The sequence below is a fragment of the Bradyrhizobium sp. FW305-F6 genome (assembly GCF_058782905.1).
In genome coordinates this window covers 88,192-105,684 of sequence record NZ_JBYSYD010000002.1, presented here as the reverse complement: position 1 = coordinate 105,684, position 17,493 = coordinate 88,192, and the positions used below count along the sequence as shown (strand labels likewise).

Below are 17,493 nucleotides of genomic sequence, written 5' to 3'. Positions count from 1 at the left end.
CCCCCCGCGAGCTCGGCGCGCCGCGCAAGCCCACAGACCGGATCATGCCGCTTACGCGGATCTCCGAGCCGTCCCCACCCGGACGGCTTGTCCGCCAATTTCTGCAACATCCTATTGGCAGAGCGTCGCGAATGAAATGCCCGCGATTAAGACATTCTTAATCATCGTTAACAGGATCGCTGCGTAACGCCTTAGCAATCAATGCAATTCTCCACCGAACTCGGGCGATTGCGGCAACTTGTTGTCAATAAACAGGTGGATTTGCGTCAAGCGGCCCGAACATTTCGTTAACCATTTTCATGCTTGGGTGCGGGAACCTGACCGCCGCGCCCGCGGCCGTCGCGCGATGCCGGGGCCTGCGCCATGATGCCTGAACTGCAACGGATGGAATGGATGCCTTCGCCCCCGCTTGCGCCCATCGACAGCCCGCTCGACCGCGATCACCTCTCCCGGATGACGCTCGGCGACGCAGAACTGGAGCAGGAAGTGCTGGCAATGTTCGCCGAACAGGCGGCTCGCCTGCTGGCGGCGATGGCAGCGATGCCCACCGAGACCGGCGCGCTTGCACACAAGCTCAAGGGGTCCGCGCGGGGGATCGGCGCCTTTGCGGTGGCCGATGCAGCCGCCGGCCTGGAAACAGCGATCCGGACCGGCCGTGGCCGGTCCGATGCGTTCGCTGCGCTGAAGGAAGCGGTGACGGAGGCTAGCGCCGCGATCGAGGCGATCCTGAAGCCGTAAGCCGACAGGGTCGAGCCCGGTTTCTAGTCTCTTGTTTTGACGCGTTTTCTTCCCGCAAAGCGGGATTCATTTGGCTTCAAAACGCTATGGCGCCGGACTGACCGACCCGTTATAGGACAGCCCGGACCCTCCTTCATTCCAAGCACCGCGGCAGCACGAGCACATATGGCCAAGATTCACTTTGTCGACCACAAGGGCGAAACCCGCACGGTAGAAATCGAGAACGGCGCAACCGTGATGGAAGCCGCGATCCGCAACAGCATTCCCGGCATCGAGGCCGAATGTGGCGGCGCCTGCGCCTGCGCAACCTGCCACGTCTATGTCGACGAAGCCTGGCGCGAGAAGGTCGGCAGCCCGACGCCGATGGAAGAGGACATGCTCGATTTCGGCTTCGACGTACGCCCGAATTCGCGCCTGTCCTGCCAGATCAAGGTCTCCGACGAGCTCGACGGGCTCGTGGTGGCGACGCCCGAGCGCCAGGCCTGATCCGTCCCCTGAACAGGGCTGAATCAATAGACTAGCTTGCTGGCGGCGCGACCTCGATGCCGCGCTTGTGCCAGGGTCTGAGCTTCTCGATCACCTCCGCGGTCAGCGGCGCGGGCCGCCGCGTCGCCTCGTCGAGAAGGACGCCGACCGACGTTGCCGAGGCGATGCACTTCCCGTTCGAGAACACGACCTGCTCGAAGGTCACCGACGTCCGTCCGAGCTTCACCACGCCGAGGCCAAGCTCGATCGTATTGGGCCAGTGCAGCTCGGCGCGAAAATGCATGTCGAGCCGGACCATGATCCAGGCGAGGCCCGGCGGCGTCAGGCCGTATTCCGGAAGCTTCATCAGCGTGACGCGGCCGGTCTCGAAATAGGTGGCGTAAACCGCATTGTTGACGTGCTGGTTCGGGTCGAGGTCGCCGAAGCGGACGTTGTCGCCGAGGCGAAACGGATAGTCCTCGAGGCGAGGCGTCGTGTCGAGGCGGGCTGGTGCGTTCACCGATTGATCTCCGTCATATCCATCCTCGTTACAGCCCAGTTATTCTGGACCGGCAAGTGGGCGGGGCCGCAGGGCGATGCCGCTTTTATGCCTTCCCTGATCCATCCCCGTTGGCTAGACAGGCAGGGTCACCTCGGCCCAACGGGCGCCGTCCAACCGATAACGACCGATAAAGAGACGACATGAGCGACGTGATCAAAACCGATGTGCTGATTATTGGCGCCGGCCCCTGCGGTCTGTTCGCCGCCTTCGAGCTCGGCCTTCTCGACATGAAGGCGCATTTCGTCGACATCCTCGACAAGGTCGGCGGCCAGTGTGCCGAGCTCTATCCGGAAAAGCCGATCTACGACATTCCGGGAATTCCGCAGGTTTCGGGCCAGGGCCTCACCGATGCGCTGATGGAGCAGATCAAGCCGTTCCATCCGACCTTCCATCTCGGCGAGATGGTCGAGACGGTGGAGAAGATCGGCGATCCCTTGTTTCGCTGCACCACCGATGCGGGCAAGGTGTTCGAATGCAAGGTGGTGGTGATCGCGGCCGGCGGCGGCTCGTTCCAGCCCAAACGTCCGCCGGTGCCGGGCATCGAGGCCTACGAAGGCACTTCGGTGCATTACGCCGTGCGCAAGATGGAGACGTTCCGGGACAAGAACGTGCTGATCGTCGGCGGCGGCGATTCAGCGCTCGACTGGACGCTCAATCTGCATCCGATCGCAAAGCGCATCACTCTGCTGCATCGGCGCGACGAGTTTCGCGCCGCGCCCCACAGTGTCGAGCAGATGCGCGCGCTGGTCGCCGGCGGCAAGATGGATCTGCGGCTCGGTCAGGTCACCGCGCTGTCCGGTTCCGACGGCAAGCTCACCGGCGCGACCCTCAAGGGCAACGACAACAGCATCGCGGAAATCGCCTGCGACACCATGCTGCCGTTCTTCGGGCTGACCATGAAGCTCGGCCCGGTCGCGAACTGGGGCATTGCGCTGGAGAACAATCTGGTGCCGGTCGAGACATCCGCGTTCGAGACCAACGTTCCCGGCATCTTCGCGATCGGCGACATCAACACCTATCCCGGCAAGATCAAGTTGATCCTGTGCGGCTTCCACGAGGGCGCGCTGATGTCGCAAAAAGCCCATCGTTATGTCTATCCGGAAAAGCGGCTCGTGTTCCAGTACACGACGTCGTCCTCCAGCCTGCAAAAGAAGCTCGGTGTCAACTGACGGAACGCGGCGGGGCGGCGGTGCCCCATGTTTCTGGTGCTGGAAGCGTTCGCGAAATCGCCGTAGTCTGCGGCCATTTCGATTGTAGGCTCAGCCAAGTTTTTGGCTCGGCAAGGTCTTGGCTCTACGAAGTCTCGGTTCTTCGAAGTCTCGGCTCGGCAAGGTGATTGGCTCAGCAAGGTGATGATAATGCGGACTCTCGTTTCCAGCTTTCGGCTGCTCTCCTTCCTCGCGCTCGCACTCCCGCTCGCGACGATGACACCGTCCGCGGCGCAGACCGCCGAGCCCACCGCCGCAGGCCTCTGGCAAAAGGTCGAAGACGGCAAGACCGTCGGATGGTTCCTCTTCGTCGACCGGAACGGCGTCTTCGAAGGCGTGATCGCCAAGACCTTCCCGCGGCCGACCGACGATCCGAACGAGGTGTGCTCCAAGTGTACCGACGATCGCAAGAACGCGCCGGTGCTGGGCATCTCTTTCGTCCGCAACATGAAGCGTGAAGGATTGAAGTACGAAGGCGGCAACGTGCTCAATCCGCGCGACGGCCAGATCTGGAAGGCCAACATGAAGGTCAGCCCTGACGGCCAGACCCTCACGCTGCGCGGCTATCTCGGCATCGCGCTGCTCGGCAAGGACGAGACCTGGACGCGTCTACCGGACGCCAACATCGCCCAGGTGGATCCTGCGATCGTCGCAAAGTACCTGCCGGCGCAGGCTGCGGCCGCGAAGCAGCCGGCACCCGCACCGAAGAAGGGCGGCGCCATGATGGCGCCCGCCCCCAAGCAGTAAGGGCGCCGGCCGCGCCGCGCGGCCTCAATAGCTCTCTTGCTTTGGCACGCGGTCCTCCCTCGTCACCGGGCCGCTGGTCCGTGCCGCCACGTCGCTCCTCGTAGTTCCCCGGAATGCGCGCTGGCGCTGGATTTGCATAGCTGTCCGCAAAGCTGCCGGGGGAACGAGTCGCCGCCTCCGCGCCTGCCGCGCACCGTGCGGACGGCGGACGGCGGACGGCAGCGTTTGCCCCGCGGCGATCACTTCGACCGCGGAGATTACATGAGACCTGCAAGACAGTGTGCCGCCGTGCTGCTGGGGCTGACGGTTGTGGTGCATTCGGCGTCGGCGCGTGACGACGGCCGGTTCGCCAACTCGCCCCTGAAACCCTGGTTCGAGAGTCTGCACAGCGAATTCGGGCAATGCTGCTCGGATGCCGACGGCTACGTCATTGCCGACGTCGATTGGGAGACCGATCGTGGTCGCTACCGCGTGCGTATCGACGACGAGTGGGTCGTGGTGCCCGACGGCGCCGTGATCACCGTTCCGAACAAGTTCGGCCGCACCATGGTGTGGAAGCACTATATCGACGGCCATCCGCGCGTGCGCTGTTTCATGCCGGGCAGCATGACGTAGACGCGCGTCAGTCCGCGTGAGGTGGAAGAGGCCGTCATGCCCGGGCTTGTCCCGGGCATCCACGTTCTTGGTGCCGCTGAGTGAGACGTGGATGGCCGGGACAAGCCCGGCCATGACGTGGTGGAGAATTCAGCGCGCAAGAAGTGATCGTCGGCGCGAGCTCAGCGCGCCTGGTTATTCGAACCCGCGCTCGCGAACCGCTTCGTCCGCGGCGACAGCACGGAGGCCTGCACGGGCGACGCCGGCATGCCGGCGACGATCATCGCAGGGCTTGCCGACTGTTCTTCGACGCCGGCGCCCCCGAGTATCTGGACCTGCGTCGCCGTGATCGGAAACGACGTCACTTCGTAGGAGGGAAGCTCGCTTGCCAACGCCGCGGTCGAGCCCGCGATCATGGCACCGGCAACGGCAATCATCGAGAGAACACGCATTGGAAATCTCCGTGGAAGATGTCAATCGGAGGTTTGGTCGCCGCGATGGCGGAACAGGTTCGCCGGTATGCGAACATTCCCGTTACCCATGGCGCAGATATTGATTGCGTGATGCGAAGGGACGAAACGCGGAAGAAGTTTTCTGCGCCAGTATTTCCTGACGGTTTCGCGGAGCCAGGCTCGAAGCCTCACGTCACCGGCGCGGGATTGAACAGCGTGAGATCGTTGTGGATGCCCCAGCGGTCCGACCACGGCTTGGTGCGGCCGGAGGCGACGTCGAGGATCAGCCGGAACAGGTCCCAGCCACATTCCTCGATGGTCTTCTCGCCGGTGGCGATGCTGCCGGCGTCGAAATCGATCAGGTCTTTCCAGCGGCGGGCGAGCTCGCTGCGGGTCGCGACCTTGATCACCGGCGCGGCGGCCAGGCCATAGGGCGTGCCGCGGCCGGTGGTGAACACCTGCAGGGTCATCCCGGAGGCGAGCTGGAGCGTGCCGCAGATGAAGTCCGAGGCCGGCGTTGCCGCGAACAGCATGCCCTTCTGCGTCGCCTTCTCGCCGGGCGAGAGCACGCCTTGAATCGCGCTCGAGCCGGACTTCACGATCGAGCCCAATGATTTCTCGACGATGTTGGCAAGGCCGCCCTTCTTGTTGCCGGGCGTGGTGTTGGCGCTGCGGTCGGCGCCGCCGCGGGCCAGATAGGAATCGTACCAGGCCATCTCGCGCACCAGCGCGCGGCCGACGTCCTCGCTGATCGCGCGCCGCGTGAGCAGCTGGATGGCGTCGCGCACTTCCGTCACTTCCGAGAACATCACGGTGGCGCCTGCGCGCACCAGGAGGTCCGCGGCAAATCCGACGGCGGGATTCGCGGTGACGCCGGAGAAGGCGTCGCTGCCGCCGCATTGCAGGCCGATGACGAGATCGGAGGCCGGGCAGGTCTCGCGCTCGCGCGTATTGAGCACCTTCAGGCGGGCTTCGGCCTGGGTCATGATGGCATCCACGATCGCACCGAAGCCGTCGAAGGCCTCGTCCTGCATGCGAATGATGGCATCGCTGACGCCTTCCGGCACCAGCCGCTCCGGCGCGAGCTTCTCGCAACCGAGGCCGACGACCAGGATCTCGCCGCCGAAGTTCGGATTCAGCGCGAGGTTCTGCAACGTGCGGATCGGCACGACTGCATCAGGAGCGGTGATGGCGACGCCGCAGCCATAGGCGTGGGTCAGCGGCACGACGTCGTCGACGCCAGGATATTTCGGCAGCAGCTCGGCGCGGATCCGCTTGACCGCATACTCCATCGTGCCCTTGACGCATTGCACGGAGGAAGAAATTCCAAGGATGTTCTTGGTGCCGACCGAGCCGTCGGGATTGCGATAACCCTGGAAGGTGAAGCCTTCGAGCGGCGGCTGCGCGGCGGGAATGGCGGTTGCGATCTCGAGCTTGTCGAGGTCAGGGGCCTCCGGCATGCGAATGCGCGCTTCGTCCACCCATTCGCCGGCCAGGATTGGGGAAAGCGCGTAGCCGATCACCTCGCCATAGCGGATGATCGGTGCGCCTTCCGCGATGTCGACCAGCGCCGTCTTGTGTCCCTGTGGCACGAAGGAACGCAGCGTCAGGCCGCTGGCGAAGCGCGATCCGGCGGGCAGCCCGAAATCATTGACCACGATTGCGACATTGTCGCGCTCGTTGAGCTTGATGTAGCGGGGCTGCTCTTTCGCTGCGACGTCCTGGTCCATCGCGGACTCCGGGATTTGTAGGGTGGGTTAGCGCAGCGTAACCCACCAACGCCTTTGTCCTGGGAAGCAGAAGAGGTGGGTTACGCTGCGCTAACCCACCCTACGATCTCTACGGTCGACGGCGTCTCAGCCCGGGAACGTGTAGGCGGTCTTCACCGTGGTGTAGAACTCGCGCGCGTACGAGCCCTGCTCGCGGGCGCCGTAGCTCGAGCCCTTCCGGCCGCCGAACGGCACGTGATAGTCGACGCCGGCGGTCGGCAGGTTGACCATCACCATGCCGGACTCGCTGTTGCGCTTGTAGTGCGAGGCGTATTTCAGGCTGGTGGTGCAGATGCCGGAGGCGAGCCCGAACTCGGTGTCGTTGGAGATGGCAAGCGCCTCCTCGTAGTTCTTGGCGCGGATGACGGCGGCGACCGGGCCAAAGATTTCCTCACGCGCGATGCGCATGTTGTTGTTGGCTTCGGTGAACAGCGCCGGCTGGAGGTAGTGGCCGGGATTCTCGCGCTTGAGCAGCTCGCCGCCGAAGGCGAGCTTGGCGCCTTCCTCCTGGCCGATCTTGATGTAGCGCAGGTCCTGGTCGAGCTGGCTCTGGTCGACCACCGGGCCGATATGCACGCCGGCCTTGAGCGCATCGTCCACCGACAGGCTGTTCAGGCGCTCGGCCACCGCGGCGACGAAACGGTCGTGGATACCCTCGGTGACGATCAGGCGCGAGGAGGCGGTGCAGCGCTGGCCGGTCGAAAAATAGGCGCCGTTGACCGCGACTTCGACGGCGGTCTTGAGGTCGGCGTCGTCGAGCACGACCAGCGGATTCTTGCCGCCCATCTCGAGCTGGAATTTCTTCATGGGGTTCGAGAGCACGCAGGCCTGCGCGATCTTGCGACCTGTCTGCACCGAGCCGGTGAAGGAGATCGCGGCCACGTCCGGGTGCTCGAGCAGGGTCTGGCCGACCACCGACCCGGAGCCGACCACGAGGTTGAATACGCCGGCGGGAATGCCCGACCGGGTGATGATCTCGGCGAGCGCATGCCCAGAGCCAGGCACCAACTCGGCCGGCTTGAACACCACCGTGTTGCCGTAGCAGAGCGCCGGGGCGATCTTCCAGGCGGGAATCGCGATCGGGAAGTTCCAGGGCGTGATCATGCCGACGACGCCGACCGGCTCACGGGTCAGCTCGACGTCGATGCCCGGACGTACCGAAGCGCCCTTCTCGCCGATCAGGCGCAGCGCTTCGCCGGCGAAGAACGCAAAGATCTGGCCGGCACGGCCGACCTCGCCAATGCCTTCCGGCAGCGTCTTGCCTTCCTCGCGGGCGAGCAGGCGGCCGAGCTCTTCCTTGCGGGCGAGGATTTCCAGAGAAATCTTGTTCAGCGCATCAAAGCGCGTCTGCGGGGTCGATTGCGCCCAGGCAGGAAAGGCGGCCTTGGCGGCGGCGATGGCCTTCTCGGTTTGTGCCTTGTCGGCCTTGGCGTATTCGCCGACGAGATCATTGGTGTTGGAGGGGTTGATGTTCTTCGTGACGCCGGAGCCGTCTACCCATTCGCCGCCGATGAAGTTCTTCAGGATTGCCGTCATCTTCTTCCTCCCTGTTCAAGGGGCATGATTCCATCGGAAACTGCTTTCCGGGATCATGCCCGACGTGTTCTAACGCACGAGGCACGGACGTTCGTTCTCGAAGGTCCAGCCCTGGATCAGCTCCTGTATGGCCATAGCCTCAACCCGGGCGCCGAGTCCATGCTTCTTGTCGCGTTCATGTGCCGCGTGGATGGCCGCGAGGTGCGTGCTTGCGAGTTTCAGGACGCTATTCTGCAGCCTGTTGTGACGATCGCATGGCGGGCAGCTTTTGCACCAGCACTGTCAGCTCCGCCATCTCCTCCTCGGTGAGGTCGGTACATCGTCCGATCTGGGTTGAGCATCAATCCTCCGGCGCCTCGGCGGAGGACAATTCGCCGGCGATCTTGACCAGCGGCGACAGCAGCGGGTTCTCGTCATCGCGGCGCCAGACCATGAACAGCTCGACGGGCACGCGGTTGCGGGGTTTCAGCGGCCGCAGCCGCACGTCGGAGATCTTCAGACTCGTCGCCGCGGCCGGCACGATGGCAAGGCCGAGCCCGGCACGCACCATGGCCAGGATCGAGTGGATCTGGCTGAGATGCTGAACGTAGCGCGGCAGCACGTCGGCGCGAGTGAACAGCGCCACCAGGAGGTCATGGAAGTAGCGGCTTTCATAGGGCGAGTACATCACGAAGGGCTGGTCGTCGAAATCCTTGATGGTGATGCTTTCAGCGTTCGCCAGCGGATGCTTCTTCGGAATGGCCGCTAGCAGGGGCTCGGCGACGACGCGGCGGCTGGCGAGTTCGGGCCGCGCGATCGGCGGCCGCAGCAGGCCGGCGTCGATCTGGCCGGAGGTGAGCGCCTCGAACTGGTCGCCCGACACCATCTCCTTCAGCGAGAAGTCCACCTCGGGCAGTCTGGCGCGGCAGGCGGCGAGGAGCTCGGGCAGGAAACCGTAGGCCGCGGCCGCGGTGAAGCCGATCTTCAGCGAGCCGGTCTTGCCGAGCGCGATGCGGCGGGCGACCTGCGAGGCGCTCTCCGCGAGCTTGAGGATGCGCCGTGCCTCTGGCAGGAAGCTGCGCCCCGCGGGCGTCAGGCGGACAGAGCGGCTGGTACGCTCCAGAAGCGGCGCGTCGATGATGTGCTCGAGCACCTGGATCTGCCGGGACAGCGGCGGCTGGGTCATGTTGAGCCGCGCGGCGGCGCGGCCGAAATGCAGTTCTTCCGCCACCGCGACGAAACAGCGGAGCTGGTTGAGGTCGAACATCGATGCATGCCTTAGATGGATAAGGCGCTTCCCCGGAAGCTTTAGCATCGATCATCCCTGATACAAAAGACGGCGGCCGTGAAGCCGCCGTTGAGTTGCCTGGTCGAACTCCCATGGGAGCCCTCAGGAGAAACGTTGGTGCGTCGTCGGCTCTCGCTCTCGCAGATGACCACCGTCACGAGTGGTAGAGGCGCACGCCGCGGCGTGTCCAAGTTCAAGCGGGTATCGATCGATACCGTTTTTGGATTGTCGAACGCCAGGTGAGGGGAGCGATGCCGGCATCAAATAGAATAATGCGCGAGTGGTGGTGATGCGCGAGACGACGCCACGCGCGCAGCCCGCATGAGCGTAGCGACATGCGGGGAGAGCAGTCCCGGATGTCGCTACGCTCATCCGGGCTACGACGGCGGCGCGCTACTGCTGCGCGCTCGGCAACAATTGCGGCAGCGATCCCCGCGTCACGTTCGGCGGCACCGCATCGAGCCCGAGCACCGCGCTTGCGGCCGGCAGCGCCGCGTCCGCCATCGCGGCATGCCCCTCGGCGCTTGGGTGCACCGCGCCGCCGTAGACCGCGGAGAGCACGCCCCAGGTCGCATCGTGGATGTCGGTCGGCTGGCTCGCCGCCGGCAAGCCCTGCGGATAGGTCATCGCAGCGAAATAGCTGTCATTGGCGTCGCGGATCCAGCGCGCGCGCGGCAGGTAGGCGCGATATTCCGAGGCGCCGCGGCCGCACAGCATCGGCTGGCTCGCCGCGCTGACGATATCCGGGTTGAAGCTCTGGCCGTTCTCGGCAAAGCAGGCCCGGTCGAACTCGGGATCGCTGCCGGATCGCGCGCAGAAGCCCCGTTCGGCGAACGCTGGCTGGTGCGCGTCCACGAAGGTCATGCGGTCGGCTTCGGGATCGCGGCACAGCGCGCCGCGGGTGCAGGTGGCGAGCCCCTTCAGCTGCGGCAGGAATTCGGTGTCGACGAAGGTCGAGACGCGGGCGAGGCGCTGCGGATCGGCGTTGAAGGACGGATGGATGTCGAAGCCGGCGCGGCCGCCGCGGCAGGGCGCGCCGGCCTCGGCGAGCGCGGGATTGGCGTAGGAGACATAGACCACACGCGAGAGCTCGCCGCCAACGAGCGGCTTCAGCGCCTCGCGCAGCTTGACGAAGTTCTGCGGCAGCTCGCGCTGCAGCGCATCGCGGGAGTCATCGACGGTCGCCATCACGCCGGAGCGGCGGAACAGCGCGCGCTCGGTCGCGGTGTCGACGATGACGTCGGCGACCAGACCCGAGAAGTAGACGTCGTTGGCGCCAATGGAGAGCAGCACGAGGTCGAGCGTGCGCTCGGGCTGGCGCTTCTTCGCAGCGGTGAGCGCTTCCCGCAGCTCGGCGACCTGCGCGTTCACGCTGGTGTTGCAGACGCCGGTCTTGCCGGGCGGGCATTCGCGGGCGCGCTGCGAGCCGAGCAGGCCGTCGGCGATGCTGGCGCCGGTGCAGGCGAGCGGCAGAAAGGTCACGGCGATGTGCGTATAGCGCACGGCCAGCGCCAGCGCGGTGCGCGCCTGATAGCTGTAGAGCGAGCGGTGGCAGGGCGCGTTGAACCAGAGCGCGCTGTAGCGTTGCCAGTTGGCGAGCGTATCCGGTGCCTCGCAGGCGCGGCCGCCTTTGAAGCCCTGGCGGCTCGGCCGGTAAAACTGCGCGCCGGCGGTGCCGAGATAGGAGCGGAAGCAGAATCCTTCGTCCGACAGGGCCAGCGGCCGGTCCGGATTGCCCTCGCCCGAGGCGATGCTGTCGCCGAGGCCGGCGACGAAGACGTCGCGCACCTGGATTTCGGTTTGAACCCGCTGTGTCGGGTCGGAGCCGGCGGAGACATCGACGCTCGCGACCGTCTGCCTGCCGTAGCGGACGCGCAAATTGACCGGCTCGGCGCAGTCGAAGGTGGAAGCCTGCGGGCCGTCGCCGTCGTCGAACGACCAGGCGCAGGTGGCGCCGACCGGCACCGTGCCGGTCAGGCGTACCGTCACTGGATGGTCGATCGGCGTGATGTAGTTCTCTTTGACGTTGTCGCGGGTGCAGGGCTGGTTGACCCGGCCCTGGAGGTCGATGCAGAGCCGGTTGACCATGTTGCGGGCCCAGCCGCGGCCCTCGCTCTGGAGCTCCAGCGACTGCTCGGCAGCGAGGATGCTGCGGTTGCGGGCGTTCTCGACATGGAGCAGGAAGTCGCGCTCCTCGCGGAACAGGCGGAAGCGGTTACGTACCTCCCACTCGATCTGGATCTGGCCGCCGTCCTGAGCGGCGGCGGGCTCGGGCGCCAAGGCGGTCAGAATGCCCGCCAAGAGCAGGGCGCCTGCGCAAAGTTTCGGAAAGGGGAGAGGGATCATGGCCCGGGGTTCAACGGCAAAGTTGAGGCGGAAATAAGAGGGGATTGCTCCCCCGCCTGCAACCCTTGTCTGACGTATGGAGGATCGGCGCCTATCGCTTGCCGGCCCGCCGCAGCGTCCTTTCGCGCTCCATCGCGGCCACTTGCTTGGGCAGGTTGGCCTGAGCACAGGCCTCTGCCAGCCGCCGCCGCTCCTGCCAGGGAGCGACCACGTTCATCCAGAGCTCGCGCGCGCCCATGATGGATATGGCGAGGGCGAACGGGATCACGAAATAGAGGATGCGGAACACCAGCAGCGTCGCCAGAAGTTCCTCGCGGCCGAATTGCGGCAGCGCCACCAGCATGGCGGCATCGAACACGCCGATCGAGCCCGGCGCATGGCTGGCAAAGCCGATCAGGGTCGCCAGGATGAACACCACCGCGAGCGACATGAAGTCGATCGGCGGATTGGCCGGCATCAGCAGGTACATGGCGAGGGCGCAGAAGCCGAGATCGACGACGCCGATCAGGATCTGCACCAGGGTCAGCGGCGCCGATGGCAGCACCACCTTCCAGCCCTTCTGGCCGAGTTCGCGGCGCTTCTCGCCCATGCAGAGCCAGACCAGATAGGCACCGATCGAGACGAGGCCGCCGAGCGCGATCAGGCGGTTGAGCGATGCGGGCAGCTGATCCATCGAGGAGGCCGCCTCGGGATGGATGGCCATGCCGATCGAGAGCACGAAGATGTTACCGAGCCAGAAGGTCAGGCCCGACAGGAAGCAGATTTTCGCGACGTCGATCGCGTTCAGCCCGTAGTCCGAATAGATCCGGAAACGGATCGCGCCGCCGGTGAAGACCGTGGCGCCGATGTTGTGGCCGATCGAATAGGACGTGAAGCTGGAGAGGGCCGCGATCCGATAAGGCACGTGCTTCTTGCCGATCGTTCGCAAGGCGAAGAAGTCGTAGAAGGTCAGCGTGCAGAACGCGAAGAACACGCAGATCGCCGCCAGGCCGATGTTGCCCCGGGGAATCTCGGTCAGCGCGGTCAGGATGACGCCGGTCTCGATGCCCTTGAGGGTCCGCACCAGCGTCGTGATCGCGAGGGCGATGATCAAGATGCTCGCGGCAATCCCAAGCCTTCGCCAGCCGATCCATCTCTTGAAGCCGCGTTTCAGCGCGGGCAGCAGTCCGTGCATTCATCCTCCCGGCGGGGGGCAAAGACCGGCCGGGCCAGGCATTGGCCGGTCGGGCGCGATCGCGCCAAAGAAGGGCGCCGACCGCTAGGCATGATCCAGCTCATTTAAGGCAAAAACAGCGGCTTGTGCAGCCCTTGACAACAATGGGTTCTGCGTTCGGCCGGCCGCTTTTGTCATACGGAGTTCATATCGGCTGCGCGTTAAGCATACGAGTCGGCGAGCGACGATCCATTCGCTCCTTCGATGCGCCGACATGATTTCAGATCCCGGTGCCGCCCGCATTGTTCCAGCGCAAGCCGTGATCGGCCTTCTTGGAACGTCGATGCCGCATGCTCGTTAGGGTGCATCAGCAATCGAACATGGTGGAATACGCAGGCTTTTTCTTGCAAGCCGGCGTGCCCGTGTTCCCAAAACCGAGAGAGGATCGGAACGATGGGACTGTTCACCAAGGACATCAAGACCATGAACGACCTGTTCGTGCACCAGCTCCAGGACATCTATTATGCCGAGCAGCAGCTCACCAAGGCGCTGCCGAAGATGGCAAGCAAGGCCACCGATCCGGAGCTGAAACAGGGCTTTTTGACGCATCTCGAGGAAACCAGGCAGCACGTCGCGCGGCTCGAGGAAGTGTTCAAGATGCACGGCGTCGCCGCGAAGGCGGTGGATTGCCCGGCGATCGACGGCATCATCGAGGAAGCCGACGAGACCGCCGGCGAAGTCGACGACAAGGCGGTGCTGGACGCGGCGCTGATCAACGCGGCGCAGGCGGCGGAGCACTACGAGATCGTCCGCTATGGCAGCCTCATCGCCTGGGCCAAGCAGCTCGGCCGCAACGACTGCGCGGCGGTGCTGGCCAAGACGCTCGAGGAGGAGAAGGCGACCGACCAGAAGCTGACAACGCTCGCCGAGAGCAAGGTCAATCTGCGCGCGGCGAGCTGATGAAGGCGTAGCCAGGAGCGCCGCGCGGAGTCTCGCGCGGCGCCTTCGCTTGTTCGCCATCCGCCGTCGTGACCCGCAAAGGTGCGTCGGCCGGGACACAATGCGAGCAAACCCGCACATCTCTCGTTCACCATTCCCGGAGCAGGTTCGTAGCCGGTTACCGATCGTCCACCTCTGTCGTCTCAATTGCCGGCCGATAGGGGCCCGCAATGTATCAAGTTCTCTACTGTCTCACCGACGAGCACGATTGGCGACTGGTCGCTCTTGCCGCGGCTGTGTGTCTGCTCGCCAGCGCGGCGGCGATCAGCCTGTTCCAGCGGGCACGTGCGACGCGAGGCTCCGGGCGCCTGGCCTGGATCGCCCTCGATGCCGCCGTCAGCGGATGCGGCATCTGGGCGACGCATTTCATCGCGATGCTCGCCTACGCGCCGGGCGGGACCGGCGCCTACAACATCCCGATGACGGTCCTCTCCCTGATCATCGCAATCTCCGTGACTTTTGTCGGATTAAGCATCGCGGTCTCGTCCTCGCGTCCGCTCTGGATCATTCTCGGCGGCGCCATCGTCGGCGCGGGTATCGCGGCCATGCATTACACCGGCATGGCAGCGCTGGAGATGCCGGCCCGGGTGAATTGGGTTGCAAGCACGGCGGCCGCCTCGGTGCTGTTCGGAATTGTCCTTGCGGCCGGCGCATTGTTCCTCGCAGCGCGGCGCGACGACCTTTCCCATGCGCTGACGGCGACCGCGCTCCTGATGGTTGCGATCGTCGCACATCATTTCACCGCGATGGGCGCGGTGCTGCTGACGCCTGACTCCGGGCTCGCGATCAGCGGGCTGTCCATCGCACCGGCCTCGCTGTCTTTCCTCACCGCCAGCGCTGCGGTCGCGGTCATCGCAATTGCGCTCGTGGCCGCGCTATTCGACCGCCGCGCCAAGGGCGAATTGGGCCGACAGCAGATCGTGCTGGACAGTGCGCTGGAGAACATGTCGCAGGGCCTTTGCATGTTTGATGCGGAGGGCAAGATCATCCTGTTCAACGAGCGCTATGCCGCAATGCTCCGTCGCACAGACATCCTGCTCACCGGCAGGCGCCTGGTCGACGTGCTCAGGGAAGAGCAGGCCAAGGGCCAGTGGCAGGGCAATGCGGACGAGTTCTTCGCCCGCCTCGTGGCCGACGCGCGCGAGAGCCGCACCACAACCGACGTCGTCAACCGGTTCGGCCGCTCGATCCGGGTCGTCAACCAGCCGATGCAAGGCGGCGGCTGGGTCGCGACCTTCGAGGACATCACCGAGTGGCTGGAGGCGCAGGCCAAGATCTCGCACATGGCGCGCCACGACGCGCTGACCAGCCTGCCGAACCGGGTGCTGTTCCACGAGCAGCTCGAGCAGGGACTGCAGCGGACCAAGTCGGGCGACCAGCTCGCGGTGCTTTGTCTGGATCTCGATCACTTCAAGGACATCAACGACTCGCTCGGCCATCCCATCGGGGATGCGCTGCTCAAGGAGGTCGGCCGCAGGCTCAAGGCGACCGCCGGCGAACACGACACCGTGGCCCGGCTCGGCGGCGACGAGTTCGCGGTCGTCCAGATCGGGCGGTCTGAGGAAACCGCGGCGAGGTCGCTCGCCGGGCGCCTCGTCGAGGTCATCTCGGCGCCGTACGAGATCGACGACCATCAGATCGTGATCGGCGTCTCGATCGGCATATCGCTGTCGCCGCAGGACAGCACCAACCCGGACGAGTTGCTGAAGAACGCCGACCTCGCGCTCTACCGCGCCAAGGGGGACGGCCGTGGCACCTATCGCTTCTTCGAGACCGGCATGGATGCGCGTGCTCAGGCGCGGCGCCTGTTGGAAATGGATCTGCGCGCGGCTCTGCAACGCGACGAGTTCGAGGCGTACTATCAGCCGATCCGGGACGTCGCGAGCGGCCGCGTCGTCGCCTTCGAAGCGTTGCTGCGCTGGAACCATCCGCAGCGCGGGCTGATCGCGCCCATCGGTTTCATTCCGCTGGCCGAGGAGACCGGCCTGATCATTCAGCTCGGCGAGTGCGTGCTGCGCTCCGCCTGCAGCGACGCAGCCACCTGGCCGAGCGATGTCGACGTCGCCGTCAACCTGTCGCCGGTGCAGTTCAAGAGCCCGAACCTGATCGCGTCCGTGGCCGAGGCGCTGACCGCTTCGGGCCTTGATGCGCGCCGCCTTGAGCTCGAAATCACCGAAACGGTGCTGCTCCAGAACGGCGAGGCGACACTGGCCACCTTGCACGAGCTGCGTGCCATGGGCGTGCGCATCTCGCTCGACGATTTCGGCACCGGCTATTCGTCGCTGAGCTATCTGCGCAGCTTCCCGTTCGACAAGATCAAGATCGACCGCTCCTTCGTGTCGGAGCTGGCGACGCGCGAGGATTCCATGGCGATCGTCCGGGCCGTGACGGGCCTCGGCCGCAGCCTCGGCATCGTCACCACCGCGGAAGGCGTCGAGAACGACGCCCAGCTCGAGCTGCTGCGGCGCGAGGGCTGCACCCAGGCGCAAGGCTATCTGTTCAGCAAGCCGCGGCCCGCTTCCGAAGTCGCGATGATGCTGGAAGGTCCGCGGCTGCGCGCGTCCGCCTGAGTGTCAGCCGCGGCGCAGCGCGAAATGCGCGCCGCAAAACGCCATCACGGCGCCAAGGCACAGCGCGGCAAGCCCGGCGAGCACGCCCGAAACGGTCGGGATCGGGCTCGGCGCCGAGGCCGCCTGGCCCGCACCCGCCAGCAGCAGCACGCCGACCGCGATCAGGAATTGCCGCATCCGTTGCGGGATCTGCCCCGAGACGGCGCTCTGCATCAGGCTTGCGGTGAAATAGCCGCCGGAGAAGCCGACGGTCGCGATCAGCCACCAGGCGATCGCCGCGCCCGTCGGCATGAACTCTTGCGTGCCGGAGCGCCAGAGGCCGCCGAGATCGAGCCCGTAGCGCGCGCCCAGCATGTGCACCGCGAGCGCGAGCAGCACGCCGGAGATCATTGCGGCGCCGAGAATCAGGCGGCGCGGAAAAAAGGTCGTCTCAGCCATGCCTCGCTTGTAGGATGGGCGGGGGCGATCACGCAAGGCGATCGCCGGTGGGATCGTCGACATGCCGGGAGCCGACTCTGGTTCTGCCACGAGCTACGCCTACAAGGCCTCGCTGATCGGCTCGGCGCATCGCTTCGCGCTCACGGAGGAGGGACTGTCCTGGCACATCGGAGGACGCTCGGGCTTGTGGCGGTATGACGAGATCTCCGCGATCCGGCTGTCGTTTCGTCCGGTGTCGATGCAGCAGCACCGTTTTCGTGCCGATATCAGCCGCGCCGGCGGTGGACGCATCGCGATCCTGTCCACCAGCTGGCAGACCGCGGCCCTGATGGCGCCGCAGGACAACGGCTTTCGCGATTTTCTGATCGAGCTGCATGCGCGGATGGCCAAAGCGGGCAGCCGCGCCCAATTGTCCGCAGGGCTCGGCCGCAAGACCTATGCGGCGGTGCTGGCGTTCATGGCGGTGCTGACCGTGGCGATGGCGGGGCTGTTGATCCGCGCACTCGCGGTCGGCGAGTTCGCGGGCGTGCTGTTCATCCTCGGCTTTGCCGCGCTGTTCGCCTGGCAGGTCGGCGGCTTCGTCCGCCGCAACCGGCCGCAGAGCTATGGGTTCGATCAGCTGCCCCGGGCCGTGCTGCCTTAGGCAGGT

At 65.5% G+C, this 17,493-nt stretch carries 16 protein-coding genes; 8 read left to right on the top strand and 8 right to left on the bottom strand.

All coding sequences use genetic code 11. The annotated features are described in order from the left end of the window. Positions 1-393 precede the first annotated feature (393 nt). On the top strand, positions 394-738 hold the full coding sequence (locus tag AC3WLX_RS11770; RefSeq protein WP_492336043.1) for an Hpt domain-containing protein: 345 nt from the start codon (positions 394-396) through the stop codon (positions 736-738). 165 nt (positions 739-903) lie between these two features. Further along, entirely contained in the window at positions 904-1,224 is a 321-nt protein-coding gene (locus AC3WLX_RS11765; RefSeq protein ID WP_008143731.1) for a 2Fe-2S iron-sulfur cluster-binding protein, read from the top strand. 31 nt (positions 1,225-1,255) lie between these two features. On the opposite strand, the gene AC3WLX_RS11760 is transcribed toward AC3WLX_RS11765, so the two are convergent. Then, on the bottom strand, positions 1,256-1,723 hold the full coding sequence (locus AC3WLX_RS11760; RefSeq protein ID WP_492336042.1) for an acyl-CoA thioesterase: 468 nt from the start codon (positions 1,721-1,723) through the stop codon (positions 1,256-1,258). A 182-nt stretch (positions 1,724-1,905) separates the two neighbouring features. Between AC3WLX_RS11760 and AC3WLX_RS11755 the strand changes: the two genes are divergently transcribed. The 3 genes from AC3WLX_RS11755 to AC3WLX_RS11745 all read left to right on the top strand — a co-directional run bounded on the left by AC3WLX_RS11755 (position 1,906) and on the right by AC3WLX_RS11745 (position 4,335). Next, positions 1,906-2,934: an NAD(P)/FAD-dependent oxidoreductase gene (locus tag AC3WLX_RS11755; RefSeq protein WP_492336041.1), complete on the top strand. Its 1,029-nt coding sequence runs from the start codon at positions 1,906-1,908 to the stop codon at positions 2,932-2,934. Between the two features lie 189 nt (positions 2,935-3,123). After that, complete coding sequence (locus tag AC3WLX_RS11750; RefSeq protein ID WP_492336040.1) at positions 3,124-3,720, top strand: DUF2147 domain-containing protein; 597 nt, start codon at positions 3,124-3,126, stop codon at positions 3,718-3,720. Between the two features lie 261 nt (positions 3,721-3,981). Further along, positions 3,982-4,335, top strand: coding sequence for a hypothetical protein (locus tag AC3WLX_RS11745; RefSeq protein WP_492336039.1), 354 nt, complete (start codon positions 3,982-3,984; stop codon positions 4,333-4,335). Positions 4,336-4,496: 161 nt separating this feature from the next. Here AC3WLX_RS11745 and AC3WLX_RS11740 read toward each other — a convergent pair whose 3' ends face one another. From AC3WLX_RS11740 to AC3WLX_RS11715, 6 genes are all read right to left on the bottom strand, one after another. Continuing rightward, positions 4,497-4,766 (bottom strand): hypothetical protein, encoded by a 270-nt coding sequence (locus AC3WLX_RS11740; RefSeq protein ID WP_291625877.1) that lies wholly within the window; start codon positions 4,764-4,766, stop codon positions 4,497-4,499. A gap of 188 nt (positions 4,767-4,954) precedes the next feature. Then, positions 4,955-6,496 carry a galactarate dehydratase gene (garD, locus tag AC3WLX_RS11735; protein WP_492336038.1) on the bottom strand — a complete coding sequence of 514 codons (1,542 nt, stop codon included), beginning with the start codon at positions 6,494-6,496 and terminating at the stop codon, positions 4,955-4,957. Positions 6,497-6,622: 126 nt separating this feature from the next. Then, positions 6,623-8,071, bottom strand: a complete 1,449-nt coding sequence (locus AC3WLX_RS11730) for an aldehyde dehydrogenase family protein (RefSeq protein WP_291625868.1) — start codon at positions 8,069-8,071, stop codon at positions 6,623-6,625. Positions 8,072-8,411: 340 nt separating this feature from the next. Continuing rightward, a complete protein-coding gene (locus tag AC3WLX_RS11725; RefSeq protein WP_492336037.1) occupies positions 8,412-9,317 on the bottom strand; it encodes a LysR family transcriptional regulator in 906 nt (301 codons plus the stop codon). A 414-nt stretch (positions 9,318-9,731) separates the two neighbouring features. Then, a complete protein-coding gene (locus tag AC3WLX_RS11720) occupies positions 9,732-11,684 on the bottom strand; it encodes an SGNH/GDSL hydrolase family protein (RefSeq protein ID WP_492336036.1) in 1,953 nt (650 codons plus the stop codon). Positions 11,685-11,775: 91 nt separating this feature from the next. After that, a complete protein-coding gene (locus AC3WLX_RS11715; RefSeq protein WP_492336035.1) occupies positions 11,776-12,858 on the bottom strand; it encodes a lysylphosphatidylglycerol synthase transmembrane domain-containing protein in 1,083 nt (360 codons plus the stop codon). A gap of 432 nt (positions 12,859-13,290) precedes the next feature. On the opposite strand from AC3WLX_RS11715, the gene AC3WLX_RS11710 reads away from it, so the two are divergent. Both AC3WLX_RS11710 and AC3WLX_RS11705 read left to right on the top strand, forming a co-directional pair. Continuing rightward, the gene (locus AC3WLX_RS11710) at positions 13,291-13,797 is read left to right on the top strand and encodes a YciE/YciF ferroxidase family protein (protein WP_492336034.1); all 507 of its coding nucleotides are present in this window, start codon (positions 13,291-13,293) and stop codon (positions 13,795-13,797) included. A 209-nt stretch (positions 13,798-14,006) separates the two neighbouring features. Further along, on the top strand, positions 14,007-16,406 hold the full coding sequence (locus tag AC3WLX_RS11705; protein WP_492336033.1) for a bifunctional diguanylate cyclase/phosphodiesterase: 2,400 nt from the start codon (positions 14,007-14,009) through the stop codon (positions 16,404-16,406). A 3-nt stretch (positions 16,407-16,409) separates the two neighbouring features. Here AC3WLX_RS11705 and AC3WLX_RS11700 read toward each other — a convergent pair whose 3' ends face one another. After that, a complete protein-coding gene (locus AC3WLX_RS11700) occupies positions 16,410-16,844 on the bottom strand; it encodes a hypothetical protein (protein WP_492336032.1) in 435 nt (144 codons plus the stop codon). Between the two features lie 61 nt (positions 16,845-16,905). Between AC3WLX_RS11700 and AC3WLX_RS11695 the strand changes: the two genes are divergently transcribed. Beyond that, positions 16,906-17,487 (top strand): hypothetical protein, encoded by a 582-nt coding sequence (locus AC3WLX_RS11695; RefSeq protein ID WP_492336031.1) that lies wholly within the window; start codon positions 16,906-16,908, stop codon positions 17,485-17,487. Positions 17,488-17,493: the final 6 nt, after the last annotated feature.

Excerpts from the sequence above, each read along its gene's own strand:
- AC3WLX_RS11710 (WP_492336034.1), top strand. The coding sequence starts at position 13,291 with ATGGGACTGTTCACCAAGGACATCAAGACCATGAACGACCTGTTCGTG.
- AC3WLX_RS11725 (WP_492336037.1), bottom strand. The coding sequence starts at position 9,317 with ATGTTCGACCTCAACCAGCTCCGCTGTTTCGTCGCGGTGGCGGAAGAA.
- garD (WP_492336038.1), bottom strand. The coding sequence starts at position 6,496 with ATGGACCAGGACGTCGCAGCGAAAGAGCAGCCCCGCTACATCAAGCTC.
- AC3WLX_RS11695 (WP_492336031.1), top strand. The coding sequence starts at position 16,906 with ATGCCGGGAGCCGACTCTGGTTCTGCCACGAGCTACGCCTACAAGGCC.
- AC3WLX_RS11740 (WP_291625877.1), bottom strand. The coding sequence starts at position 4,766 with ATGCGTGTTCTCTCGATGATTGCCGTTGCCGGTGCCATGATCGCGGGC.
- AC3WLX_RS11745 (WP_492336039.1), top strand. The coding sequence starts at position 3,982 with ATGAGACCTGCAAGACAGTGTGCCGCCGTGCTGCTGGGGCTGACGGTT.
- AC3WLX_RS11715 (WP_492336035.1), bottom strand. The coding sequence starts at position 12,858 with ATGCACGGACTGCTGCCCGCGCTGAAACGCGGCTTCAAGAGATGGATC.
- AC3WLX_RS11720 (WP_492336036.1), bottom strand. The coding sequence starts at position 11,684 with ATGATCCCTCTCCCCTTTCCGAAACTTTGCGCAGGCGCCCTGCTCTTG.
- AC3WLX_RS11730 (WP_291625868.1), bottom strand. The coding sequence starts at position 8,071 with ATGACGGCAATCCTGAAGAACTTCATCGGCGGCGAATGGGTAGACGGC.
- AC3WLX_RS11705 (WP_492336033.1), top strand. The coding sequence starts at position 14,007 with ATGTATCAAGTTCTCTACTGTCTCACCGACGAGCACGATTGGCGACTG.
- AC3WLX_RS11755 (WP_492336041.1), top strand. The coding sequence starts at position 1,906 with ATGAGCGACGTGATCAAAACCGATGTGCTGATTATTGGCGCCGGCCCC.
- AC3WLX_RS11750 (WP_492336040.1), top strand. The coding sequence starts at position 3,124 with ATGCGGACTCTCGTTTCCAGCTTTCGGCTGCTCTCCTTCCTCGCGCTC.
- AC3WLX_RS11700 (WP_492336032.1), bottom strand. The coding sequence starts at position 16,844 with ATGGCTGAGACGACCTTTTTTCCGCGCCGCCTGATTCTCGGCGCCGCA.
- AC3WLX_RS11770 (WP_492336043.1), top strand. The coding sequence starts at position 394 with ATGCCTTCGCCCCCGCTTGCGCCCATCGACAGCCCGCTCGACCGCGAT.
- AC3WLX_RS11765 (WP_008143731.1), top strand. The coding sequence starts at position 904 with ATGGCCAAGATTCACTTTGTCGACCACAAGGGCGAAACCCGCACGGTA.